Below are 24,824 nucleotides of genomic sequence, written 5' to 3'. Positions count from 1 at the left end.
CCGCTCATGTTGATGGGCGTTGCGATTTGACTCGACATGGTCTGCCTCCCACAGGGCGAGCTTTTGCTCTCTCCCCGCCTGCTGTTACGGATGGAATTTGCTCTGCCTTATTTCCGCTTCTGCGGCGGAAGATCGGTGCAGTGACCCTCGAAAACTTCTGCGGCCATGCCGACGGATTCGCCGAGGGTCGGGTGGGGATGGATGGTCTTGCCAATGTCCGACGCCTCGCATCCCATCTCGATCGCCAGACAAATTTCGCTGATCAGGTCGCCCGCATGCGTGCCGACGATGCCGCCGCCGATGACGCGATGCGTGGCCTCGTCGAACAGAAGCTTGGTGAAGCCTTCCGTCGCGGCCATTTGCGATAGCGCGGCCGGAAGCCGCCCACGGGAAGACCGATTTGCCGAATTTGACGCCTTCGGCCTTGCATTGCTCTTCCGTCTTGCCGGCCCAGGCGACCTCCGGATCGGTATAGGCGACGGACGGAATCTGGCGCGCGTCGAAGAAGGACGGTTCGCCATGCGCGGCCTCGGCGGCGACATGGGCTTCATGAACCGCCTTATGCGCCAGCATCGGCTGGCCGACGATATCGCCGATAGCGAAGATATGAGGAACATTGGTCCGCATCTGCCTGTCGACCTCGAGGAAGCCGCGATCGGTCACGGCGACGCCGGCCTTGTGGGCGACGATGTTCTTGCCATTGGGACTGCGGCCGACCGCCATAAGGACGAGATCATAGAGCTGCGGCTGCGCGGGCGCCTTTTCGCCCTCAAAGCTGACCTCGATGCCCGCATCGATTGCCTTGGCGCCGACAGTTTTGGTCTTGAGCATCACATTGTCGAAGCGATGCGCGTTCATCTTTTCCCAGATCTTGACGAGGTCGCGATCAGCGCCCTGCATCAGCCCGTCGAGCATTTCGACCACATCGATGCGCGCGCCGAGCGTCGAATAGACCGTGGCCATTTCAAGCCCGATGATGCCCCCGCCGATCACCAGCATCCGCTTGGGGATGGATTTCAGCAGCAGCGCTCCAGTGGATTCGACGATGCGCGGATCGTCCGGCAGGAAAGGCAGCTTCACCGACTGGCTGCCGGCGGCGATGATCGCCTTGGCGAATTTGACGACCTTCCTGCCGCCCGCCGTCGCGACCTCGATGTGGTGCGGGTCGAGGAAGGCGCCGACGCCCGTCACGACCTCGATTTTCCGCGCCTTGGCCATGCCGGCCAAGCCGCCGGTCAGTTTCTTGATGACGCCGTCCTTGAAGGCCCGCAGCTTGTCGAGATCGATTAGCGGCGCGCCATAGGATATGCCGTGATCGGGCAAATGCCGCACTTCATCCATGACCGACGTGGTGTGCAGCAGCGCCTTGCTCGGAATGCAGCCGACATTGAGGCACACGCCGCCGAGCGTGTCATAGCGTTCGACCAGCACGGTCTTCATCCCGAGATCGGCGCTGCGGAACGCGGCGGAATAGCCGCCCGGCCCGGCGCCGAGCACGAGCGTCTCGCATTCGATATCGGCCTTGCCGCCATGACTTGAGGGTGTCGGTGCAGGCGGCGCCACGGCGGCGGGCGAAGCGGGCGCTGGCGCGCTTGTCGCCGCCACCTCCGCCGTTTCGACAACGAGGATCGCCGTGCCCTCGCTGACCTTGTCGCCGACCGCGACCTTCAGAGCCTTCACGACGCCTGCATGCCGGAAATGGCCTGAGCCGATGTCGTAACGCGTCGCCGCCGATTGGAAGCTCGCGATATGGCCGCCGAGTTCCGAGCTGTGCTTGTTGGCGCGCAACACGATGGCGAGCGCGTTCCAGCGGATGATCGAGCGCAGCTTGTGCTCGATCGCGCGGTCGCCCGGAAGCGGCGGCTGCCGATGGGGCGGAATGGTGTTGCAATAGGGGGTAGTCAGCGCGCTGGGCACGAAAAGGCGGTCGCGTCGCGCCGCATCCACCACCGCATTGACGACGAAATTCGCACGCTCGGGACCGCCATGAACCTCAAGCGCCGAAAGCGCATCGACCCATTCCTGCGTCTCGACCGGATCGAGGTCTTCCAAAATCGTCTCAGCCATGAGTCCTCCCTGTCGCCGCCGAGCCTGTGCAAGCGGGCGCAAAATTCTCGCGCCGGCGGAAGCGCCGGAGCCTTCAGATTGAAAAATCGACGGGAATGCGCGCGGGCGGTCTTGCCCGGAAATTCAGTGGCGCTTTCGCAGATCGGTCATGATATTCGTCTCCCCGGAGCCGGATTTATTCTCGTTGGCAAAGAGGACAGCACGATACATGCCACCAGCGCAGGGCAGCCCCGCGTCCGGCGCGGGCCTTTTATCCGCTTGAACTATCGGCGCTTTTTGTAACCGTGGCCACGCCCCCTCGTCGGGCGAATCCCGAAAGATCGGAAAAGGGCGCGGCGGCGAGGCCGAAAATCCGGACGTGAGCGGAAGCCTGGGCGAAACGGCGACGGCCCCGCTGGAACGCGAGCCAGATCAAGGCGGCCTCGCCCGCGCGAAAGGATGTTCGTCGCTTGGAAAATTCACTTTCGTCGCCGCCGCGCTGTCCCTGCTCGCGACGCCCGGCCCCACCAGTACCTTGCTCGCCACGTCGGGCGCCGAAGCCGGTCTGCGCCGATCGCTTCCGCTGCTTGGCGCCGAACTCGGGGGCTGCCTCCTCGCACGCCTTCGGCCATCTGATCCGAACCATGCGAAATGGATGAACTGACGCCGATGGCCGACCGAGACATCGCATTCCTGCTGGCGCCCGGGGCCGGCGCGCCGTCCACGCACCCGCGCATGCAGGCCTTCGCGCGCCTGCTGGAGCCGATCGGCTCCGTCCATCCGTTCGATTATTCCTACGCTCTGGAAGGCAGGAAAAGTCCTGACCGGCTACCGAAACTGATCGAAACGCACCGCGCGGCGCTCGCCTTTCTGCGCCAGAAGCACGATGGCCCGATCATTCTCGTCGGGAAGAGCATGGGCGGCCGTGTCGGCTGCCATGTCGCGCTTGTGGAGCGCATCGCGGCCGTCATCTGCCTCGGCTATCCGCTGTGCGGCGGCGGCGACCCGGCCAAGCTTCGTGACGAGGTCCTGCTGTCGCTCTCGACGCCGATCCTGTTCGTGCAAGGCTCGCGGGACCGGCTCTGTCCGCTCGACCTGCTCGAAGGCGTGCGACGCCGGATGACGGCGCCCAACAGCCTCTATGTCGTGGAGGGCGGCGACCATTCGCTGCTGCTGTCAAAAGCCGCACTCAAGGCGCGTGGGATCGATCAGGCCGATGTCGATCACGACATTGGCAAGGCCATTGCGGCCTTTGTCCGCCCAAATTGACGCGGTGAAGCGCGCCAATCGAACCTTTTGCGCGAACGGCGTTACGTCAAAGAACCGACTGGTCGCGGCAAAGACGGCGCCGGACTTGCTAATCCCTCTTTTGCGAACGACAATCGGAGCAGAAAAGGAATTGCGCGTCATGGAGAAGATCACGCTGGCCTCCTTCAGGTACCCGCGGCATCTGACCGAGACGTCGAAGAAATCCTATGTGGCGCAGGAGCTGATAGATTTCCTCAAGGTCGACACCTCCTATTTCCTCAAATCCTTCCGCAAGAAATTCAAGCCCGCCAAGGCCGTTGCAGAGCCCGGCGACATCCTGACCGGCGATCCTGCTCGCGCCGAAGCGCTCGACGTCGTCTCGACGACCCGGAACGCAGAGGATCTTCTGGCTGCAACCGCATGGCTCGCCGATTTTCACCAGTTCATCCTTCGCGACGACGTCGACCATTGGGAGGCCATCGCCCCGGACCTGGGCTTATGGCGTGATTTCCCTGGCGCCTATGTGCTCTGGACCGCAAGAATCATCGCCTCTCCGGAACCGGAGCGCGGCGCCAGGCCGCCGGCGCGCCTGCGTATGGTCCGCCAACTCGTCGCCAACACGCAGGCGGCCAATGCCGTCGCACGCGCGCTCGACCTGTCGCCAGATGTCCGGATCGACACCGAAGACATGGTCGTCTCCTATATCGCCGGAAAAATGCGGCGCCCGGCACTGATTGAAGGGCTGTGAATTTACGGTTTCGCGGAATCGATCAAGTAGCCATTCCATCCCACGCCGTTTAAATATGGCTCCGCTTCTTGGGAGCGCATTCGATCTTGGCATATTCGCGCTCCGGTGTCGGCTGAATCGCTGAACGGGCGAGCGCTTCCTGCGCCTGAAATCCGCAAGCCGCCCATGAGCGCGCCTCGCCGCCACTCAGGATCTGAAGGGCGTTGTAATCATGACATTCGCCGGGCGACATCGAGAGCGAACAGATGAGTATGACAACAGAAAGCATGGCGGCGCCTCGCGCAAAACGGGAAGAAACGGCGCCTGCAAAACCCTGCCGGCAGACGGCGCATCGGATATTCCACGACAATTGCTATAACGCTCGGCGCGGGCGCCGGAACGCAGTCTCAAGCGGCCACTCTACGGCGTCGGGGAGCCATCGGATTTTCCCGACGCCAATTTGAGCGGCTGCAAGGCGATCGCTGTTGCGCGCCCTGGCGTCCTTCGACCGCCTCGAACCAGCGAAACGGGTCGGAAAAGATAGCACGTTTCCCCCGCTTCCAAAATTTTTCGGTGAGAAAGCCGGCAACGCCCCCGCGAAGGGGCCGCCTTCAAGGGACGCGGGCGACGCCCGCTCAAGCGCCGCCGCGTCGCCGCCCGTTGAACTTGAACAACTTTTCGAGAGACACGCCAATTTGAGTTGCTCCGCGGCATTTCGCCGAGCAACATCCGCCCGCTTGGGGGTAACCGGGGGGAAAACGCGAAACAGGAGAGGCACATGACCCAGCTGGCGCTTTATGTCCAACTTGAAGCCAAGCCCGGCAAGGAGCACGAAGTCGCGGCTTTCTTGTCCGGCGCCCAGAGGATGGTCGAGGCCGAGCCCGACACCACCGCATGGTTTGCGATGAAAATGGGGCCACGGACCTTCGGCATTTTCGACGCCTTCACCAATGAGCGCGGACGCGAAGCCCATCTGCACGGCAAGGTCGCCGAGCAGTTGATGGCCAAGGCGCCCCAGCTTTTCGTCAAAACGCCGGAGATCCAGCGCATCGAGATCCTGGCCGACAAGCTGCCCCATTGAGGGCGGCGCATACCAACCCCGAACATCGGAAAATCACGCATCCGTCGCGCCCCTTCGCCCCTTGCGGGAGGAGGCGGCCCGACGGCATGGCGGGTTACCGGTCCCGGTCGAGCAGCGCCTTTTCCTCGGCGTCCAACGCCTGGTCGTCGCATTGGGAGAGCGACGCGCGGGTGAGCCGGAAATGCTCGTCGTCCTCGGCGATGGGGTTTTGCATGACGTCGCTTTTCCGGTTCGGCGCGGGCGCCCAGAGATCGGTATCCAATGGCAGGCTGAGCTGAACAATATTGCTGTTCTCGATCGCCAGTCGCACCTTGCCACCGATGCCGGCGCAAATCGCAGCGCGGTCGAGCCGGTCGCGCACCTGCCCATTGCCGCATTCGGCCACGGATTCGAGCGCCGCGGGGCGATCGCGGACGTTCAGGCCGAGAAGCAGCTGGTAGCCGTAATCCAGGTTGGAAGCCCCGCCTGGACCAAACCGGGCTGCGCCGCCTGGGCCGAAAAAGCCGGAAGCATCGCCAGGACAAGAGACAAAGGCAGGAGGCTGTGATTGCGCATCGACGAGGTTTCCAAAACCGCATTAGAGCCGACGTTAGCATGCTTCGCCTGCGGAGGTTCGCCGCGCAATCCATATGGCTTTCGATTGGCGCAAGCGCCATGATAGTCTGCCCGCAGGCGGGGCGCAGCCTGGCCCAGCCAAATGCCGGAGTTTTCATGCGCGCGAAAGCAATTTTGATCCCCGCCTTGCTGGCCGCCCTTTCCCTCGGCGCAGCTCGCGCCGCCGCAGCGGAGGAGGCGCAGAGCGCCGCCCTGTTCGATGCGGTCTTCGTCAACGCCTCGCCGCAGCCGACTTCCCCGGAAGAGACGGCCCGCATCCAGCACTTGACGGAAGCGCTGAAAACGGCGCTGGAAAGGTCGGGCCGCTATCGCATCGTGGACATTGCGCCGCTGAAATCGCAGCTCGGCCAGGTCAAGGACATTCACGACTGCAATGGCTGCGAGATCGAACTGGCCCAAAAAGCGGGCGCGCAGGTCGCGATCGTCGCCTGGGCCCAAAAGATCAGCAATCTGATCCTGAACCTCAACATTCGGATCGTAGACGTCGCGACCGGCAAGACGCTCAAGGGAGGCAGCGTCGATATTCGCGGCAATACCGATCAGTCGTGGGATCGCGGCGCGAAATATCTGCTCGAGGAGCATGTGCTCGGCGGGCGGGGCTGACGTCCCGCGCGATCATCTCGGCGGCGCAGGCGGCGAGACGGAAAGCGTCAGCCAGACATTGCAGCCGTCGGGACGGTTCTGCGCCCAGAATTCCTTGTAGGCCTTGAAGTTCAACGATCCCTGCCAGGCGTTGACCGGGAAGTTGCAGGTCGCCTGTGGGCCGACGCAGGCGGCCCGGATCGGCGATGAAACGCCATGTCAGCGAATTGTCAGCTTCGCTGTGCGAGAGTTGGCAAATCAAAATTGTCGCGCCCGGGAACTAAACCCTGCGGTGCGTGCGACTGCCGTTACCGGAATGCGATTGACCGAGAAGACGCGGCCACGCCATGTATCAAACGAACGAAATCTCCTGCCCCAGGCTCCCGACATGAACAACTTGGCGATCCTCTCTCCATTCTTTCGCGCTGAAGCAGCCAGAAGATCGCCCTTCACGGGCGCGGGGGGAGAGCGCGTCCGAGGCGGTTCGCCTTCGATGGAAAGGGCCGAAAGGCTGGCCGCTCCCGCGTGCAAGCTCGACCGGTGATCGAATATGCCTCCTATTGACATGCAAATTTCCCGTTTCCGGCGATTAACGGCGTTTTTTGCCGCGGCGGCTGTGCTTGGCGGCTTCTCGCAAGCCGCTTCCGCTGCAAACGATCTCGTCCTGGCGCCGGAGCAGATCACGCAACTCGACATCAAGCTGGCTGAGGTTCAGGTCGCGACCAGGAGCATCGTCGCCACGCTGCCTGCGACCATCATCCCGCCGCTCAATACGCGTATTGCGATCACGGCTCCCTTCTCCGGGACCGTGACCTCGGTGAAAGTGTTGCCCGGACAGGCAGTCCGCGAGGGCGAACCGCTGGTCACGCTGGCGAGTCGCGACCTGTCGGAAGCATTCGTGCGTTTGAAACAGGCCGAAGCGGATCTGCAGGCGGCCGAAGTCATCGCGCGCCGCCAGCGCGACTTGTTCCAGAAAAATCTCGTGTCGGTAAGCAAGGTCGGCGAGGCTGAAGCGCAGGTCGAAAAGATCCGGGCTCTGGTTCGGGAGAACCAGCGTCTTATGACCATGGGCAACATCAAGCTCAACGCCGATGGCAGCTACACCCTTACAGCGCCGAAGTCTGGCCGCGTCGTCGAAATGAAGGCGACGCCGGGAACGCCCTTGCAGGCGATGGACACAGCTGTGATCATCGACACAAGCCGTGAGCTTTGGCTGCAGGCGCAGCTGGCGGCGAACCTGGTCGGCGCGGTCGCCGTCGGCGACAGGATCGAACTCCCGAACGGCGACGCCGGCAAGGTGGTCTCCGTCGGAATCTCCCTTGATCCCGTAACGCGATCGACCACGCTCATGGCGGAAATTCCGGCGAGTCCGGAACATATCACCGGGCAGACGACGTCGATCACGATCGTCAAGCAGTCGGCGCGCGAGCAATTCGAGATTTCAGCCGAGGCCATTTCCTGGATCGGCGGAACCGCCTACGTTTTCGTGCGGACAGAAACAGGCTTCAAGGCGACGCCGATCGTTATCAGCGGTCGCACGGCCTCCGTCGCGACAGTGGAAGGCGACTTGCGGACCGGCCAGAAGCTCGCCGTCAGCGGCCAGGCCCAGCTCGAAAAAATGATGACGGGGGAATAAGCATGCTGCGGCGGCTCGTCGAATTCTCCCTGTCACAGCGACTTTTTACGTTCCTGGTCGCTGGCCTCATGGTCGGGCTGGGGCTTTACGCGTTCCTTAATATCCCGATCGACGCCTTTCCGAACATCGCCCAGGTGCAGGTCAAGATCATCCTCAAGGCGCCAGGGATGACACCGGAGGAAGTCGAAACGCGCATCGTGACGCCGCTCGAAATGGAATTGCTCGGCATCCCCGGCAAAACCATACTCCGGTCCTCGGCCAAATATGCGATCGCCGATCTGACTTTGGATTTCCAGGACGGAACCGACATTTATTGGGCGCGCCAGCAGGTCGCAGAGCGCCTCGCCGCAGTCCGGAGCGACCTGCCCGCCAATATTTCAGGCGGTCTCGCGCCGATTTCGACGCCGCTTTCCGACGTATTCATGTTTACGATCGAGGGCAGCGGCCTGTCTCTTGAGGAGCGCCGCACTCTTCTCGACTGGACAATCCGACCGGCGCTGCGGACCATTCCTGGCGTGGCCGACGTCAACGCATTGGGCGGCTATGTCCGAACCTTCGAAGTCGTCCCGGACTCGCGGCTTCTGGCCGCGGCAGGTCTCGGCGTCGCCGACCTTGTCGAGACCTTATCGACGAACAATCGGAATGACGGCGCTGGACGCCTGAGCGACGGCGAAAAGGCCCTCGTCGTGCGCTCGGAAGGAGCGATTCAGACTCCGCAAGATCTGGAACAGATCGTTCTGAAGTCGGAGGGAGGCCGGATCCTGCGCGTCGCGGATGTCGCCACCGTCCGCATCGGCGCCGTCACGCGCTATGGCGCGGTTACTCAAAATGGCGTGGGCGAAGCAGTCCAGGGACTCGTCATAGGCCTTCGGGGCGCCGACGCCAGCGCGATCGTCAAAGCCGTGCGCGAGCGGCTCGCGGAGCTACAATCGCATTTTCCGCCTAGCGTCTCGGTCAGCGTCTTTTACGACCGCTCCGATCTCATTCAGAAGGCCGTCGGGACCGTCAAAAAAGCCCTGATCGAAGCCACCATTCTCGTCATAGTCCTCCTTCTGTTGTTCCTTGGCGATCTCCGCGCGGCGCTCGTCGTCGCGATCACATTGCCGATGGCTGCGCTGGTGACCTTCCTGATCATGTCGATGTTCGGCATGTCGGCGAATCTGATGAGCCTCGGCGGCCTCGCCATCGCGATCGGCCTCATCGTCGACGCCGCCGTCGTTGTCGTCGAAAACAATGTCGACCGGCTCGGCCGCGCCGGCCAAAGCCAGATGCCGCGACTTCACCACATCTATCAGTCGACCGCGGAAGTGGCGACGCCCGTCGCGTCCGGCATTCTCATCATCTGCCTGGTTTTCCTGCCGTTGCTTTCGCTACAGGGCCTCGAAGGCAAGATGTTCGCGCCGGTGGCGCTCACCATCATCTTCGCCCTGAGCGGTTCGCTGCTGTTGTCGCTTACCCTGATACCGGTTCTGTCGTCGGCTGTCCTGAAGGTCGCGGGGCATCACGAGCCGTGGCTCATGCGCGTTCTGACGCCCGCTTACAAGAAAGTGCTGACGTTCTCTCTGCGACGCCCGCTCCCCATCGTCCTGGTCGCGGCGAGCGGGCTGGTCGCCGCGGTTTTCGCCTATGGGGCCGTCGGCAAAGCGTTCATGCCGACGATGGACGAAGGGGCCATCATCATGCAGACGACAAAGCTGCCGTCCATCAATCTGGCCCACAGCACCGAACTTGACCTCCTTCTGCAGCGGAGGTTGCTTGAATCGGTGCCGGAAATTGAACGCATCGTGACCCGCGTCGGCGCCGACGAACTCGGGCTCGATCCCATGGGGCTGAACGAGGCGGACAATTTCCTTGTGCTCAAGCCGAAGGATCAGTGGCGCGTGCCCGACAAGGAATGGCTGTTGGGACAATTGCGCGAAACCATGTCGAATTTTCCCGGCGTCGAATTTGCTTTTTCGCAGCCCATCGAAATGCGCACGTCCGAAATGCTGACGGGATCGCGCGGAAATCTCGCGGTCAAAATTTTCGGTCCGGATCTCGAAACCCTTTCCACGCTCGCCGGCAACATCAAATCGGTCGTCGCCAAAGTCAGGGGCGCAGCGGAAGTCATGACGCCCTCGGCGGGGACGGTCGATTACTTTCAGATCAAGCTCGACCGCATGGCGCTTGGCCGCGCCAAATTGTCGGCGAACCGGATCGAGGACGAATTGCGCTCCTTGCTCGAAGGCGCGCCGGCAGGGCTGGTCATCGAACCGGGCCGCCGGACGGATGTTGTCGTCCGCGGCCCGCAGGATATGCGCGAGTCGCCTGAATCCTTTGGCGACATGCAACTCGCGTCGGGCGATGGCGGATTGATCCGCAGCCGCGATGTCGCGCAACTCGCCAGAAAAGCGGGCGTGGTGAAAATCGACCGCGAGGATGGCTCACGATTTGCCATCGTGCAGGCCTATGTCAGCGGCCGCGACCTCGTCGGTTTTGTCGATGACGCCCAAAAGGCCGTCGCGGCGCAGGTCGCCCTTCCCCCCGGCTATCGACTCGTGTGGGGCGGTGAGTTCGAGAACCAGCAGCGCGCCGCGGCGCGGCTCGCAGTCGTCATTCCGATCGCGGTCGGCCTTATTTTCGTGGTGCTTTTTGCGACGCTGGGGTCGATCAAGCAGGCTTTGCTTATCCTGGCCAACGTGCCCTTCGCTCTGGTCGGCGGTTTGATCGCGCTCTGGCTCTCGGGACAATATCTGTCGGTGCCCGCGTCGGTGGGGTTCATTGCGCTGCTCGGCATAGCGGTGCTCAATGGCCTTGTCCTTGTCAGCTATTTCAATCTGCTCATGGCGGGCGGAGCGCCGGTCGAGGTCGCTGTGGTAGAGGGTTCGTTACGGCGGCTCCGTCCTGTGTTGATGACGGCGAGCATCGCCGCTTTGGGCTTGGTCCCGCTACTCTTCGCGTCAGGCCCCGGTTCGGAGATCCAGAAGCCGCTCGCCGTGGTCGTGATCGGGGGGCTCATCACCTCGACTTTGCTGACGCTGGTGCTGCTGCCCATTTTCTTCAGGCGTTTCGGGGATGTAGACAATTCCTCCCCGCACAAATCGCGGAAACCGCAATGGATCACAACCTCTGCAAACTGACGCTTGTCTATCCGGTCGGGGCGGAGGATCAGATCCTCGAATTCCTTCTCGATTCCCAGCCGCCGCTGCCGGGGTTCACCAGCGTCCGCGTCGAAGGACACGGCGAGAATTTCGACGAGGCGTCGAGCCGAGAAAAGGTGCGAGGCCGCATTGAACGCCGCATGCTGTTCGTTGTCCTCGAGCGCGCGAGGCTGCAAAGCCTCCTTGCCGAATTGCACGAACGGATCGGCGTGCCCCACCTCGCCTATTGGGTGGAGCCGGTCGAAACTTTTGGGCTGTTCAAATGAACCGGGCAAATAAACTTCCGATGCCGACCGAATCCCCTTTTTTCGGGCGTGGTTCGGACAATTGGAGGCATAAGGCTCGTGGCTGGCCGGAATATGAAGAACCTGTCTCGCAGCGGCGGCGACATTCGGCAGGCTTTAAGCGGGATTGCCCCGCAACTGGCGGCCGAATCGCGTGAAAAAAGCCTGTCATCAAGGTGGAGCCGGGCGTGGTGAACAATCGAGATCGAAATCACGATCGGCAGATTGGACGCGCATGCGAAATCGCGGGGGCGTTCTTGTGACGCCTCTTTTGCGCACATTCCTTGTCGCTCTTCTTGTGGAGATGGTCACGACCGGCGCCTCGACCGCCCGTGCGGAAACCATATCCGGGGCCTTGACGCGCGCTTATCTGAACAACCCGGAATTCAACCAACAGCGCGCCGCCGTCCGCGCCACCGACGAAAGCGTTCCGCAGGCCAAATCCGGGTGGCTTCCAAAAATAAACGGCAGCGCGGACGATGGCCCTCAGTACAGCGTCACTAGCGGAGATCCGACGGCGCCCGCCAAACAAAAATCGCGCGCGCCGGCGCCAACCTATGACATCGGATTTACGCAAACCCTCTTCGACGGGCAACGCACCGCCAATTACGTGAGTCAAGCCGAAAGCGGGGTGCTGGCGGCGCGCGAATTATTGCGTCAAACTGAAGCGGATACGCTGCAGGCGACGGCGACGGCCTATATGAACGTGATGCGCGACACCGCGATCCTTAACCTGCAACGCCGCAATATCGACGCCTTGCTCGTCGAACTGGACGACGCCCGCGCCCGTTTTGCGGCGAACGAGGTGATGAGGACCGACGTTGCCCAGGCGGAAACATCCTTGGCCACGGCGCGCGCCGATCTTGCGATCGCGCGATCCAGTCTTCAAGCCAGCATCGCCTCCTATCGTCGTGTAATCGGCGTCGAACCCCAGCACCTGCAGCCTGCGCGGCCAATCGAGAAATTGCTCCCGGGAACCCTGGAACTTGCGATTGAAACTGCCATGGCGCAACATCCAAAAATTATCGGCGCGCTGCATCAGGTCGACGTCGCCGAAGCGGCCGTAAAAGTGGCCGAAGGCGCTTTGCTGCCGACGGCCATCGCACTGGGAACGGTTCAGCAGCCAGACGACACCTCGGCTCCGCCCGCCAATGTCGTTTTTTTCGCGGGCGTCGGCGGCCAGATCAACATTCCCGTTTACCAGGGCGGCGCCGAATACGCCTCGGTCAGGCAAGCCAAAGAAAATTTGGCTCAGGCTCGTCTCGACGTGCAGTCGCAACGCGCAGCCGTCCGAGGGCTGCTGTCGACGGCCTGGAGCAGGCTTGTGGCGGCGCGCTCTGCCATCATCGCCGACGAAGCAGCCGTCAAGGCCAACGAATTCTCATTGATGGGCCTGCGCGAGGAAGCCAAGGACGGCTTGCGGACGACCCTCGATATTCTGAACGCCCATCAGGCTTTGCTCAGCTCAAGAATTCAATTGGTGACGGCGCAATATGACCGGGTGGTCGCCTCCTACGCTGTGATGATGGCCGCCGGTCTGCTGTCGGCACAGGGGCTGGGCCTTGCCGTGGCGACATACAATCCGAAAATTCATTACGAACAGACGAAGAATCGCTTCTTCGGCACGAGCGCTCCGGACGGTCGCTGACGGTTGGCCCGACTTGAGTTCCTCCCCCGAAATGGGGGGCGCCGGAAACCGGCATCCGACATCCGCCCTTCGCCGACATAGTGGAGACCGGAAATGCCGAAACACGGCATAATCGCCAACATACGGCGCGAGCGGCCAAAACGTCGGGAATAAATTCTATCAGTTCTGCGATCGCGGGCTTAAATTCCTGCTCGAAAAACATGTATTTTGCTCGCGGCCATGAGGCCACGCCGACTTAGCTTTGCGACGGTGGAGAAATCGAAAGCGTTATCCAGCCGTTCCATCCCGCGGGCCGGCTCTGGGCGAAGAACTCCCTGTACACCTTGAAGTTCAGCGAACCCTGCCAGTCATTCACCGGAAAATTATAGGTCAGTTGCGGGCCAGCGCCCACGATCTGAGAAATGTCGCACGCGTCGAAATCCCCCCTGCCGCCGTCGCAGGTGAGCTGCTTGAACGCATAGCCGACAACGCCCACTGAAAGCTTGTCGTTGATTGTATAAGAAGCCGCCCAGTCGAAATGCATGTCGACGCCGTCCTGATATTGCGTCGACGGATTAATGAAACTGTAGGTAAAGCCAAGAACGCCCGAAAACTCCCAGCCGCTCTTCTGATCGAAATAGGTATAACCGCCGCCAGCGTCGATCGCCCAATGGCCGATTCCAATATTGGCATAGCGAGTGGCGCTGAATTGGCCGACCGGAATGTTGAAACCGGCATAGGCAAGGAAATTATGGACGCCAAAAGCCCATTTCAGACTAGCCTGGGGCGCCAGATCGCCGAGTCCCGCAATAGTGTCGCCGGCCGTTCGATATTCGGTGTAGCGCTGGGCTCCGGATGGCGTCGAAGAATAGCCGGACCAGACGCCACTGACCGTTGTGAAGGCTGGTCCAACCTGAGCGGTCACGCCCAACGCCAGCTGGCCGCCCAAAACGGGGTCCTTGAACGTATAGGTCGGGACGATATAGTCCTGATAAGTGGAATTATATTGCCTGGCGGAGGGTATCGCGGCGACATTCGCAGGCGGCGCCCCAAGCACCGGATCCCGCACGAAAATCGCGGAGGCCTTCTGCTGGGTATTGGCATAATAGAGCCAACCCGTCACTGACCAGCCGGACGCGGTCGGAACGGCCGCCATGCTGCCAAACGATCCCGGCACCCAATAGCTCGTCCCGCCTTCATCCGCGAAGGCCGCTCCCGGAACCGCGACCAGAACCGCCATCGCCGCTGTTCGGGCGATAACGGCGCGGGACGCGCCGAAAGCCTTGCCCAAATTCATTAACGCCCCCAATGATTCGCGCCGTGGAATTCTACACGGAGACCTTGACATTAGCGTGTAGACGGCAGCGACCTTTCGCCCAATCCAATTGTGTCAGTTTAGAAAACATCTAATTATCGCACCGCGCCGATCGTTTCGCCTTGCAGCGACGGATGTTATAATAAATCATAGTGCTATCAAGGTTCAGAAGGCGAGCTTGGCGCCGACAAGCGCCAACGCGACGGCCAGCAACGCGCGCAGGGCGCGGTCGGGAACGCGGGTCGCAAAATGGCTGGCGATCATGATGCCCGGGATCGACCCCAGCAGCAGAGAGACCAGCATCGGCCAATCGACCGAACCGATGGCCCAGTGCCCGGCGCCGGCGATTAGCGTCAGCGGCACGGCATGGGCGATGTCCGTCCCCACGATGCGCAAGGTCGACATATTCGGATAGAGCATCAGCAAGACCGTTACGCCAATGGCGCCGGCGCCGACAGATGAAAGCGTAACCATCACGCCCAGCGCAGCGCCAAGGACGATTGTCAGCGCCGCGATATGCCGGTCGGACAATCTGGCGAAAGCCGGCCGGGTCTTTTCCACGAGCCAGGGACGGAACAGCAGCACCGTTGACGTCAACAGCAGCGCATAGCCGAGGATGACGGAGATCGCCGAGCCCGAGCGCTGCGATTGCACGCCCCAGTGGGCGAGCAGCGCCAGCGTCGCCAGCGCGGCCGGCGCGCTCCCCGCAGCGAGGCGCCGCATGACGGCCCATTCGATCGAGCCGTTGCGGTGATGAACGGCAGTGCCGGTAAATTTGGTGAGTCCGGCGTAAAGCAGGTCCGTTCCCACGGCCGTCGCGGGATGGACGCCGAACAGCAGGACCAGCAGCGGCGTCATCAGCGAACCGCCGCCAACGCCCGTCAGGCCGACCAGCGCGCCGACCGCGAGGCCTGCAAACGTATAGGGAAAATGGATGAAATGATCGATCTGCATCACACGCTCGCCGCCGCTTTATAAAGCAGGTATGTAATTTCTACCTATTAGGTCAATTGATATTTTTTATATCCATAGAAGTTTTTTCTCGCGTAAGGCCAAGCTTGCGCCGATCTGTCGCGGCAAAATCATTGGCTTTTCCGGCAGCGCATGAAATATTTGCGACACGCCGGCCCCGGCTGGCCCGCGTGGGGGAAGGAACGAAAAATGAGCGAATCCCGGAACGTCGACAAACGTGTGAGCGGGCCGCGACTGATTGCCGTCGTCGGTCCCTTCCAGAGCGGCAAGACGACCCTGCTCGAATGTCTCCTCGCCCGCGCCGGCGCCCTGTCGCGGCAAGGCTCTGTGCGCGACGGCTCCTCCGTCGGGGACAGCAGCGCCGAGGCCCGCGCCCATGCTGCGAGTGTGGAGGCCAATATCGCCTCGGTCGATTATCTGGGCGACCGGCTGACCTTCGTCGACCTGCCCGGCTCGATCGAATTCGCCCATGAGGCGCGCAATATCCTGCCGCTCTGCGACGCCGCCATCGTCGTCTGCGAGGCGGACGAGCGCAAGCTGCCGGCGCTGCGCGTGATCCTGCGCGAACTGGAGGATCTCGGAACCCCGCGCATTCTCTTCCTCAACAAGATCGACCAGGCCTCGATGCGCATCCGCGAGACTCTGGCGATGCTGCAGCCAACCTCGCGCACGCCGCTGCTGCTGCGCCAGATTCCGCTCTGGCAGAACGGCATCGTCACCGGCTTCATCGATCTCGCGCTGGAGCGCGCATTCGTCTATCGCGAACACGCACCCTCCGAAGTCGTGGACGTGCCTGCCGGCGAAATGCCGCGCGAGAAGGAAGCCCGCTATACCATGCTGGAGCGCCTGGCCGATTATGACGACGCCCTGATGGAAGAATTGATCGCCGACATCGAGCCGCCCCGCGACCAGATTTTCGACGACCTCACCCGCGACCTGCGCGAGGGCCTTGTCGCCCCGGTGCTGATCGGCTCAGCGGAAGCCGGCCACGGCGTCACCCGCCTGCTGAAGGCTCTGCGTCACGAATCGCCTGGAATCGCCAGACTTCGCGCTCGCCTCGGCATCGACGACGAAGGCCCTGCCCTCGCCCATGTCGTCAAAACCATCCACACGGCCCATGGCGGCAAGCTCAGCTTCGCCCGCGTATTGCGCGGCTCGTTCAACGACGGCAGTGTGGTGCGGAGCGCCAAGGGCGAGGACCGCATCTCCGGCCTGTCGCGCCTGATGGGGCTGGCCAGCTCCAAGCAGGGCAAGATCGAAGAGGGCGATTGCGCCGCCTTCGGCCGTCTCGACCATGTCGCGACGGGCGACAGTTTCGTCGATACCAGGAACGGCGCCCCCGCCGCCGCCGTCAACGCGGTGGCGCCGCCGCAGCCGACCCACGCCGTCGCGCTGGCGGTGAAGGATCGCAAGGACGAAGTGCGCCTCGCGGCGGCTTTGGCCAAGCTGAACGACGAAGATCCTTCGCTGATCTTCGTGCACGACCAGGAAGCGGGCGAACTCAAGCTTTATGGCCAGGGCGAGATGCATTTGCGCGTCGCGCTGGAGCGGCTCGCCGCGCGCTTCGGCGTGACGGTCGAGACCCACAAGCCGGTCGTCGGCTATCGCGAGACGATCCGCCACGGCGTCTCCGTGCGCGGCCGCCACAAGAAGCAATCCGGCGGCCATGGCCAGTTCGGCGATGTGGCGCTGGATGTCGCGCCCCTGCCCCGTGGCGAAGGCTTCGCCTTCGGCGAAACCGTCCATGGCGGCGCCGTGCCGAGGAACTATTTCGGCGCCATCGAGGAAGGCTGCCAGGACGCGCTGGAAAAGGGCCCGCTGGGCTTCCCGGTGGTGGACGTCGCCGTCACCCTGACGGACGGTTCCTATCATTCCGTCGATTCCTCGGACATGGCGTTCCGCACGGCGGCGCGCATCGGCGTGTCCGAGGCTCTGGCCAAGGCCAATCCGGTTCTGCTGGAGCCGATCCTCAATGTCGAGATCACCGCGCCGAGCGAGGCACTGTCCCGCATCACCGCGATCACGACCAGCCGTCGCGGCCAGATTCTCGGCTATGACGGACGTCCCGGTTGGGAAGGCTGGGACGTGCTCAACGCCCTGATTCCCGAGGCGGAAATGGACGGCCTGATCGTGGAGCTGCGCTCCGCGACGGCGGGCGTCGGCTTCTTCACCCAGAAATTCGACCATCTCGCCGAAATCGTCGGAAAACCCGCCGACGCCATCGTCGCCCATCACAACGGGACCAAGGCCCCGGCGCACTGAGTCGGGGCTCTTACCTGCCCTCGTCCGCCGGCAATCCAAGCGTGCGCCCCGGATAGCCCGCGACATCGAAATAGAGCGTGTCGCCCGACGTCTGGAAGCGCAATTCGGTCACATGGCCGAGCGCGTCCGGCGCGGAGCGGCGCGTTTCCCTCTTCCACTCCGGCATGGCCCCGTTGGGCATGGCTTCGGCCAGCGCACGCCCGACCAGCTTGCCGCGATCCTTCATGTCGAGATCGAGCAGGCGCGCGACGGTCTTGCCAATATCGGCATTGCTCGCCGGCGCGGGATCGACGAAGCCTTCCTTGAAGCTGGGTCCGGCCGCCGCCATGATGTTGCGGGTGTCGGCGCGCGAAAAGCTACCATGCATGCCCTGCCCCTGTTGCAAAGCGGTGTCGCCGACCGAGACCCCGCAGGTGGTCGAGTCGTCGCAGCCGAGCGAGAAACTGCGGAAATTCACTGCGATCGCCGGGAAAGGCGTCACCGCTGTCCCTTTCAGCGCAATTGCGCTCAAAGGCAGCGTCCCCGGAATGTCGCCGAGATCGTCATCCACGAAAAGCCCGCTGACATAATCCTGCGCCGAGAGAATCTCGACGACTTTGCGCGCCAGAGCGGGATCCTTTTTTGGCAGATAGACGAGGTCCGAGCCGCCATTGGCCGTCACCACCACGTCGGGCTGCGCCGGATCAAGCCCGATCAGCCCATTGGCGCGGCTGGGAAAAGCGCCCGGCGCGACAAGGGCGTTCTTGCCATCCGGATCAAACAGAGGCAGGCCGAGGCCATGGGCGATATCGACCGCGAGGAAGCCCGGCGGCAACAGCCGCGCCGGGACGTTGGGATAGCTCTGCGCCGCCGCCCAGCTCGTCGCGCTTTCCTTGGAAATGGTCGAGAACCCGTGGTCCGAAGTCAGGATCACATCCGTGTCCCCATCCAGCCCCTCGGCCTTGAGCGCGTCGAGCAAGGCGGCGAGATTATTTTCGGCGTTGCGGATCGCCGCGAGCGAGGTCGGACCATTGATGCCGGGAATAAGGCGCAGCAGGCTGTCGCCCTGATTATGCTGCGTGCCATCGGGATCGCGCGACCAATAGACCAGCACGAAGGGTTTGCCGCGCTCCCTGAACAAAGGCAGCGCCGCCTTGGTCGCGACTTTGACGAAATAATCCTGCTGCTCGACATTGGCGGACAAGGTCCCCGGCTCTGTCGCCGAACCCGCGCTCTTGTTGGGGCCGCGCCCCGGCGCCTTGTCGGGCAGGCCCACGGCGGCGATCCGCGCCTTGACCTCGTCGGAGAGAGCGACGCCGGCCGGCGAGCCGGTGCTATCGTCCACCACGATGGCATCCGGAACGACGCTCTTGTCACGCCGGTTGGCGAGGTGGTCCATGATGAGCGCCGGGCCGAGCTTGCCGATGGTCGCGGTCGAATAGCCCTTTGCGCGCGCCGCGCGCAAAATGGTTTCCTCGTTCAGGTAATCGCCCGCGAAATGCTCGTCCACGTCGCCGAGCACGGGGTCGTTTTCAAGGAAGGGCGTCACGCTGTCGCCCGCGCCGGGAACGGGAAAGCCGGTATAGATCGTATTGGAAAAATCGCCATGGTCGCCGGGGAAATGGCCGGTGGCCAAGCTGGCGGCATTGGGCGTGGTGAAGGTCGGGAAGACCGAATGGCTGTTGGCGAAGGTCACGCCCTTGCGCATCAGGGCGGTCATGGCCGGGGCGGTCTGCTCGTTGACCATGCCGGGCCGCAGGCCGTCGGCGACAAACAGCACGACATTATGCGGCCTCTGCTGCGCCGCCGCCTGGGCGGTCAGGGCAAGCGTCAGAAAAAGAGCGGAAAAACAGCGCATCGCGGCCTCCAATTTCCGATTGGTTAGACCGGAGGCCGTGACCTTTTCGTGACAAATGCGTTTGAAGCCATACGTCTCGGCCGCTATTTGACCTTGCGTTCTTCCTTGCTGAAATTGCTCATATGGCCTTCCCGCTCCGCCTGGGCGCGCCAAATCTTGGCTTTGGCCTTCAGCTTGAAATCCGGCGCGACGCGCGAGGCGAGGCGCTCCATTTTCTGGCTTCCGCAGGCCGGACAGACGGCGGCGTCGTTGAAGCCCATCAGAAGTTCGGAATCCTGTTCACATTCGGCGCAATGGAAGGAATAGAGCGGCATCATGGTTCCCCGAAAGTTCTGCCTCAAATTTAAGCAAGTTTCAGGCCAGTATTTTCAGGCTGATTGCGTGGACACGCTCCGGAAACGCCATAGGGCCAGAGCCAGAAAGATGGCGCCGATCGCGGCCATCGCGACGAAGCGCGGCCACACAATGTCGAATCCCGCGCCGCGATAAAGGATCGCCTGGGCGATGGCGACGAAATGGGTCGAAGGCGAGGCCTGCATCAGCGTACGCAGAAAGGGCGGCATGGATTCGAGCGGGGTGTTGCCGCCCGAGAGCAGGTTCAGCGGCACCGCGACCAGCAGGTAAATCAGCCCAAGCTGCGGCATGGTCCGGGCGATGGTCGCAAGGAAAATGCCGATCGACGTGGCGAAGAACAGATAGATCGCCACGCCGCACATGAAAAGCGGGATCGAACCTTCGATCGGTATCGCGAGCAGGCGTTGAACCACGAAAACCAGCGACAGCCAGACCGCGCCGGCGATGATCAGGCTGTTGGCCCAGATCTTGGCCATGGCGATCTCGAAGGGCGTCACCGGCATCACCAGCAGATGCTCGACCGTGCCATGCTCGCGTTCGCGCACCACCGCCGCGCCGGCGAGAATGATCGACAGCATGGTGATGGAGCCGATGATTCCCATGACGCTGGTGAACCAGGCCGTGACCAGATTGGGGTTGAATGCGATCCGCACCGCCTGGCCGACGAGGACCGGCGATGGCTGGTCCTGCCGGGTCAGGAATTTGGCGATCTCGTCGGCCAGAATCTGCTGCGCATAGCCTGAGCCGATGCCCGCCTGCATCATGGCCGTGGCGTCGACATTGAATTGCAGCACCGGCCGGCGCCCCGCCAGCAGGTCACGCTGAAAATTGGGCGGGATGTCGAGGATGAAGGTATAGGCGCCCGTGTTCATCAGGCGGTCGACATCGCCTTGCGCAACCGGGACGGCGGGAAGGAAATAGGGCGGCAGGAAAGCCCGTGCGAGACGGCCCGAGAGTTCGGAATGGTCTTCGTCCACCACGGCGAGCGAGGCGTTATGCAGCTCCTGCGCATTGCTCTGCGCCTGCGCGACGATCGCCAGCGAGAAGGAATAGATCACCAGCCCGAGCAGCACCCAGTCGCGGAAGAAGCTGCGCAGCTCCTTGGTCCCCAGCCAGTAGATGTTGCGAAGCGTCTGCATCATTTCTCCTGTTTTCGCAGCAGCAGGAGGCTGATCAGGATGAGCGCCGGAGCGAACAGCGACAGAAGGGCGAGGTAATGCGACAGGTCGGCGAAGCCGAGGCCCTTGGTGAAAGCGCCGACCGAAATCGGCAGGAAATAGGTCATCGGGAAGAATTCTCCCATCACCCGTCCGAAGCCGGTCACGGACGAGGCCGGCGTACTCAGGCCGGAAAACATGCTCGCGGGCAAGATCGTGAGAATGACCGTGCCGAACAGAGCCGCGATCTGGGTGCGTGTGAAGGCCGAAACCACCATGCCATAGGCGGTCGTCGCCGCGACATAGGCCAGCGCCCCGAGCGCGAGAATCCCGAAGCCGCCCTTGAGCGGAACCTTGAAGATCGTAATCGCCATCAGGAACATCACGAGGAAATCGATGAAGGCCAGCGCGATATAGGGAAGCTGCTTGCCGAGCAGGAACTCAAGCCGGGACACGGGCGTCACATAGAGATTGGTGATCGAGCCCAGCTCCTTCTCGCGCACGATGGCCAGCGCCATCAGAATGGCCGGGATCAAGGCGAGCTGCAGCGCAATGGCGCCCGGAACCATGGAATAGATCGAGTCGAAATCCTGATTGTAGCGGAAGCGCGTCTCGATGGAGGCCGGCAGGGCCTGCGCGCCGGAGCCCGAGCCTGCGCCCATGCCGCGAATGGCGGGATCGGCCAGGAATTGCTGATGCACGCCCGCGAGATAGCCGTGAATGGTCTCGGCGCGGAACGGCATGGCGCCATCGATCCAGACGGAAACCTCGGTCGGGCGGCCCCGCTTGATGTCGCGGCCGAAACCGGGCGGGATTTCGACGGTCGCGCTTACGGCGCCACTTTTCAGGCGCGCGCGCAAATCCTCGGCGTCGCGGATCGGCGATTGCTCCAGGAAATAGGCTGAACCGCGGATTTCGCTGGCGTAGGCCCGGCTGAGGAAAGAATTGTCGCGGTCGAGCACCGCATAGGTCAGCGAGTCGACATCCGTCGTGATGCCGAACCCCAGCACGAGCAAAAGCAAGGCGGGACCGAACAAGGCGTAGCCGAGGCGGATTGGATCCCGCGACAGCTCCAGAATTTCGCGGATCGTATAGGCCATCATGCGCCGGAAGCTGAACCACGGCGTCTTCCGCGCGCCTTCGGGCGATGGCGGGAATACCGTCTCTTCCGGCGCGACCGTGTTCCCCCGCCCTGCGCCGGCCTCCTCCAGATAAGCGATGAAGGCGTCTTCGAGATTGGCGGCGTCCTTGGCTTTGACGAGTTCAGCCGGCGTCCCGGTCGCGAGAACGCGCCCGGAATCCATCAGCGAAATGCGGTCGCAGCGCGCCGCCTCGTTCATGAAATGGGTGGAGATGAAAATCGTGACGCCATGCGCGCGCGATTGTTCGATCAGCAGCCGCCAGAATTCGTCGCGCGCCAGAGGATCGACGCCCGAAGTCGGCTCGTCAAGGATCAGCAGTTCGGGCCGATGAACCAGCGCCACGGCGAGGGCGAGGCGCTGTCTGATGCCGAGCGGCAGGTCGGCGGCGAGCGCATAGCGATGGCCTTCGAGCCCGAACCGCGCAACCAGATCCTCAATCCGCGCGCGGGCTTCCTCGCGCGGCAACTGGAACAGCCTCGCATGCAGGTCGAGGTTCTGCTGCACGGTCAATTCGGAATAAAGCGAGAAACTCTGCGACATGTAGCCGACGCGGCGGCGCGATTCCATGCCGCCGGCCTCCATGGTCTGGCCAAACAGCCGCGCGCTGCCCTCGCTCGCCGGCAGCAGGCCAGTGAGCATTTTCATGGTCGTGGACTTGCCGCAGCCATTGGAGCCGAGAAAGCCGAAGATCTCGCCGCGTTCGATGTCGAGATCGACATGGTCGACGGCGGTGAAATCGCCAAAGCGGCGGGTCAACCCCCGCGCGGAGATCACCGGCCCGTCGCCGTCGTCGCCGCGCGGCGGAATGACCAGCTTGCTCGCCCTGCCCCGCTCCTCTTGCGGCAGCAGGGCGATGAAGGCGTCCTCGATGCTCGCCGCGCCGGTCTGCGCCTTGATCGCGGCGGGCGCGCCGGTGGCGAGAATTTTGCCGGCGTTGAGCACGATGAGAAAATCAAAACGCTCGGCCTCCTCCATATAGGCGGTGGCGACGATGACGCTCATTTTTTGCGCGCCGCTCTGGCCTTCGCCAACCGCTTGCGCGGTCTGGCGCATGCGGTCCACGAGATCCCAGAACTGCCGCCGCGACAGCGGATCGACGCCGGTGGTCGGCTCGTCGAGGATGAGCAGTTCGGGATCGTGGATCAGGGCGCAGCACAGGCCGAGCTTCTGCTTCATGCCGCCGGACAGTTTGTTCGCCGGACGGCCCGCGAAGGATGCGAGGCCGACGTCGCGCATCAGTTGCGCCGCCCGCGCCATGCCCTCGGCGCGGCCCTGCCCGTAAAGGCGCGAAAAGAAGCGGATGTTTTCCGCGACAGTCAGGTCGGGATAAAGGTTCTTGCCCAGCCCCTGAGGCATGTAGGCGATGCGATGGCAGGTCTCGTCCCGGAACCGCGCGTCGCCGATATCGCCGCCGAGCACCTCGATTCCACCGTCCCGCAGCGCCTTGGCGCCGGCGATCAGCCCGAGCAGGGTCGATTTGCCAACGCCGTCCGGCCCGACGAGGCCGACCATGCAGCCCGAGGGAATATCGAGCGTGAGACCATCGAGCGCGCGCGTCCGGCCATAGTCGTGGCGCAAGTGAAGCAGGCGGACGACCGGCGATGCCGCGTCCGAGTTCATTCCTTGCGATCCCGTGGCGCGTTCTCGGGGGGCGCGGTCCCTTCGAGGGCCTTCCCCTGAAGCGACGCCGGCCAGGGCTGCGCCGCGTCGGTCTTGACATAGGCCACGCCCGGCAACCCGCTGCGCACCTCCTCGGCATGGGCCCGGGCGAGGTCGGGATCGATCTTCACGCGCACGCGGAACATCAGCTTGTCGCGGTCGTTCTTGGTCTCGACCATTTTCGGCGTGAATTGCGCCCTGCTCGCGAGAAACGCGACCTTCGCCGGAATCGGCCGGTCAGGGAAAGCGTCGAGCAATATGCGCGCGTCGGCGCCGACATTGACCTTGTCGGCGGCGAGGGTCGGCAGATAGACGTCCATATAGACATAGGACGTGTCGAGCATGGTGAAGACCTTGCCGCCCGCGCCCAGAACTTCGCCGATATTGGCGAGGCGATATTCGATGCGCCCGTCGCGCGGCGCGATCAGCTTGTTGTCGTCAATATTGACCTGGGTTAGCTGGAAATCATGCTGCGCCGCCTTGAGGGCGTTCTGCGCCTCGTTGACGCGGTGCTCGGCAGCGATCTGGATCGCGCGCGTGGAGTCCAGCGACTGCTTGCGCTGGTCATAGGTTTCGCGGGTCGTGAAGCCGCTGGCGAGCAGTTTTTCGGCGCGCTCCATCTGCTGCTGGGCGAGCACGGCCGAACTGCGGACCTGCTCCAGCGTGGCTTGCGCCTCCTCCACGGCCTTTTGCGCCTGTTGGAACTGCGCCTGCTGTTTTTGCAGGGTCTGGGCGAGATCGCGGGTGTCCATCACGGCGACAATCTGGCCGGCGGCGACCTTGGCCCCCTCATCGGCGCGCAACTCGGCGATGCGGCCGGCGAACTTGGTGCTTATGTCGATCGGGTCCGCCTCAAGGCGGCCATTGCCATAGACGATCCAGGCGGGAATCGCCGGCGCGCGATGCGCCTGCCAGAAGGCGAAGCCGGCGCCGCCGCCGACCAGCGCGAGCAGGACAAGGCGCCGCGTCCAGACCCACCCCCGGCTCAGGGGGCGATGTTCGACAATCGCCGGCGCCTGCTCGGTCTGCGGGACAGTCGCAGGCAAACGCGCGGGTTTGGCGACCTCAAGACCGGCTTCGGTCTTTACGGGCGCGCCATGGTCATTGTTCTCGCTCAACGGAAAACCTCGAACGGCGAAA

The 24,824-nt window shown here is 63.1% G+C and carries 19 protein-coding genes and 1 pseudogene; 10 read left to right on the top strand and 10 right to left on the bottom strand.

Going from position 1 to position 24,824, the window contains the following annotated elements:
* Positions 1-107 precede the first annotated feature (107 nt).
* Positions 108-1,749: pseudogene (lpdA, locus tag QM467_RS17000) on the bottom strand (dihydrolipoyl dehydrogenase).
* Between the two features lie 676 nt (positions 1,750-2,425).
* On the opposite strand from lpdA, the gene QM467_RS19945 reads away from it, so the two are divergent.
* From QM467_RS19945 to QM467_RS16985, 3 genes are all read left to right on the top strand, one after another.
* Positions 2,426-2,710, top strand: coding sequence for a hypothetical protein (locus tag QM467_RS19945; protein ID WP_446737794.1), 285 nt, complete (start codon positions 2,426-2,428; stop codon positions 2,708-2,710).
* Positions 2,698-3,315, top strand: coding sequence for an alpha/beta hydrolase family protein (locus QM467_RS16990; protein ID WP_283367527.1), 618 nt, complete (start codon positions 2,698-2,700; stop codon positions 3,313-3,315). Before QM467_RS19945 ends, QM467_RS16990 begins: the two co-directional genes overlap by 13 nt.
* Before the next feature lie 139 nt (positions 3,316-3,454).
* Positions 3,455-4,042, top strand: coding sequence for a hypothetical protein (locus QM467_RS16985; RefSeq protein WP_283367526.1), 588 nt, complete (start codon positions 3,455-3,457; stop codon positions 4,040-4,042).
* Positions 4,043-4,091: 49 nt separating this feature from the next.
* Here the strand turns inward: QM467_RS16985 and QM467_RS16980 are convergent, their stop codons facing one another.
* A complete protein-coding gene (locus tag QM467_RS16980; RefSeq protein WP_283367525.1) occupies positions 4,092-4,310 on the bottom strand; it encodes a hypothetical protein in 219 nt (72 codons plus the stop codon).
* Between the two features lie 489 nt (positions 4,311-4,799).
* Here QM467_RS16980 and QM467_RS16975 point away from each other — a divergent pair, with 489 nt between their 5' ends.
* Positions 4,800-5,102 (top strand): putative quinol monooxygenase, encoded by a 303-nt coding sequence (locus QM467_RS16975; RefSeq protein WP_283367524.1) that lies wholly within the window; start codon positions 4,800-4,802, stop codon positions 5,100-5,102.
* 94 nt (positions 5,103-5,196) lie between these two features.
* Here QM467_RS16975 and QM467_RS16970 read toward each other — a convergent pair whose 3' ends face one another.
* Positions 5,197-5,487, bottom strand: coding sequence for a hypothetical protein (locus QM467_RS16970; protein ID WP_283367523.1), 291 nt, complete (start codon positions 5,485-5,487; stop codon positions 5,197-5,199).
* 326 nt (positions 5,488-5,813) lie between these two features.
* Here QM467_RS16970 and QM467_RS16965 point away from each other — a divergent pair, with 326 nt between their 5' ends.
* The 5 genes from QM467_RS16965 to QM467_RS16940 all read left to right on the top strand — a co-directional run bounded on the left by QM467_RS16965 (position 5,814) and on the right by QM467_RS16940 (position 13,007).
* The gene (locus QM467_RS16965; RefSeq protein ID WP_283367522.1) at positions 5,814-6,320 is read left to right on the top strand and encodes a DUF3280 domain-containing protein; all 507 of its coding nucleotides are present in this window, start codon (positions 5,814-5,816) and stop codon (positions 6,318-6,320) included.
* Between the two features lie 544 nt (positions 6,321-6,864).
* Complete coding sequence (locus tag QM467_RS16955; RefSeq protein WP_283367521.1) at positions 6,865-7,935, top strand: efflux RND transporter periplasmic adaptor subunit; 1,071 nt, start codon at positions 6,865-6,867, stop codon at positions 7,933-7,935.
* Positions 7,936-7,937: 2 nt separating this feature from the next.
* Positions 7,938-11,054 (top strand): efflux RND transporter permease subunit, encoded by a 3,117-nt coding sequence (locus QM467_RS16950; RefSeq protein WP_283367520.1) that lies wholly within the window; start codon positions 7,938-7,940, stop codon positions 11,052-11,054.
* Complete coding sequence (locus QM467_RS16945) at positions 11,030-11,341, top strand: DUF3240 family protein (RefSeq protein WP_283367519.1); 312 nt, start codon at positions 11,030-11,032, stop codon at positions 11,339-11,341. The genes QM467_RS16950 and QM467_RS16945 overlap by 25 nt, the downstream gene beginning before the upstream one ends.
* Positions 11,342-11,594: 253 nt before the next feature.
* Positions 11,595-13,007, top strand: a complete 1,413-nt coding sequence (locus tag QM467_RS16940) for a TolC family outer membrane protein (RefSeq protein WP_342395138.1) — start codon at positions 11,595-11,597, stop codon at positions 13,005-13,007.
* A 235-nt stretch (positions 13,008-13,242) separates the two neighbouring features.
* On the opposite strand, the gene QM467_RS16935 is transcribed toward QM467_RS16940, so the two are convergent.
* Positions 13,243-14,283 carry a SphA family protein gene (locus QM467_RS16935; RefSeq protein ID WP_283367518.1) on the bottom strand — a complete coding sequence of 347 codons (1,041 nt, stop codon included), beginning with the start codon at positions 14,281-14,283 and terminating at the stop codon, positions 13,243-13,245.
* Between the two features lie 183 nt (positions 14,284-14,466).
* Positions 14,467-15,255: a sulfite exporter TauE/SafE family protein gene (locus QM467_RS16930; protein WP_283367517.1), complete on the bottom strand. Its 789-nt coding sequence runs from the start codon at positions 15,253-15,255 to the stop codon at positions 14,467-14,469.
* 207 nt (positions 15,256-15,462) lie between these two features.
* Here QM467_RS16930 and QM467_RS16925 point away from each other — a divergent pair, with 207 nt between their 5' ends.
* Positions 15,463-17,535: an elongation factor G gene (locus tag QM467_RS16925; RefSeq protein ID WP_283367516.1), complete on the top strand. Its 2,073-nt coding sequence runs from the start codon at positions 15,463-15,465 to the stop codon at positions 17,533-17,535.
* Positions 17,536-17,545: 10 nt separating this feature from the next.
* Here the strand turns inward: QM467_RS16925 and QM467_RS16920 are convergent, their stop codons facing one another.
* The 5 genes from QM467_RS16920 to QM467_RS16900 form a co-directional block, all read right to left on the bottom strand.
* Positions 17,546-19,372: an alkaline phosphatase family protein gene (locus tag QM467_RS16920; protein ID WP_283367515.1), complete on the bottom strand. Its 1,827-nt coding sequence runs from the start codon at positions 19,370-19,372 to the stop codon at positions 17,546-17,548.
* Positions 19,373-19,455: 83 nt separating this feature from the next.
* A complete protein-coding gene (locus tag QM467_RS16915; protein WP_283367514.1) occupies positions 19,456-19,686 on the bottom strand; it encodes an FmdB family zinc ribbon protein in 231 nt (76 codons plus the stop codon).
* Between the two features lie 54 nt (positions 19,687-19,740).
* Positions 19,741-20,865 carry an ABC transporter permease gene (locus tag QM467_RS16910; protein WP_283367513.1) on the bottom strand — a complete coding sequence of 375 codons (1,125 nt, stop codon included), beginning with the start codon at positions 20,863-20,865 and terminating at the stop codon, positions 19,741-19,743.
* Positions 20,865-23,645, bottom strand: coding sequence for a ribosome-associated ATPase/putative transporter RbbA (gene rbbA / locus QM467_RS16905; protein WP_283367512.1), 2,781 nt, complete (start codon positions 23,643-23,645; stop codon positions 20,865-20,867). The genes QM467_RS16910 and rbbA overlap by 1 nt, the downstream gene beginning before the upstream one ends.
* Positions 23,642-24,802 carry an HlyD family secretion protein gene (locus QM467_RS16900; protein ID WP_342395137.1) on the bottom strand — a complete coding sequence of 387 codons (1,161 nt, stop codon included), beginning with the start codon at positions 24,800-24,802 and terminating at the stop codon, positions 23,642-23,644. Before QM467_RS16900 ends, rbbA begins: the two co-directional genes overlap by 4 nt.
* Positions 24,803-24,824 lie beyond the last annotated feature (22 nt).

The sequence above is a fragment of the Rhodoblastus sp. 17X3 genome (assembly GCF_030056575.1).
Lineage (GTDB): Bacteria > Pseudomonadota > Alphaproteobacteria > Rhizobiales > Beijerinckiaceae > Rhodoblastus.
The sequence above is the reverse complement of the archived record's forward strand: the minus strand, read 5'-3'. Positions and strand labels throughout refer to the sequence as shown.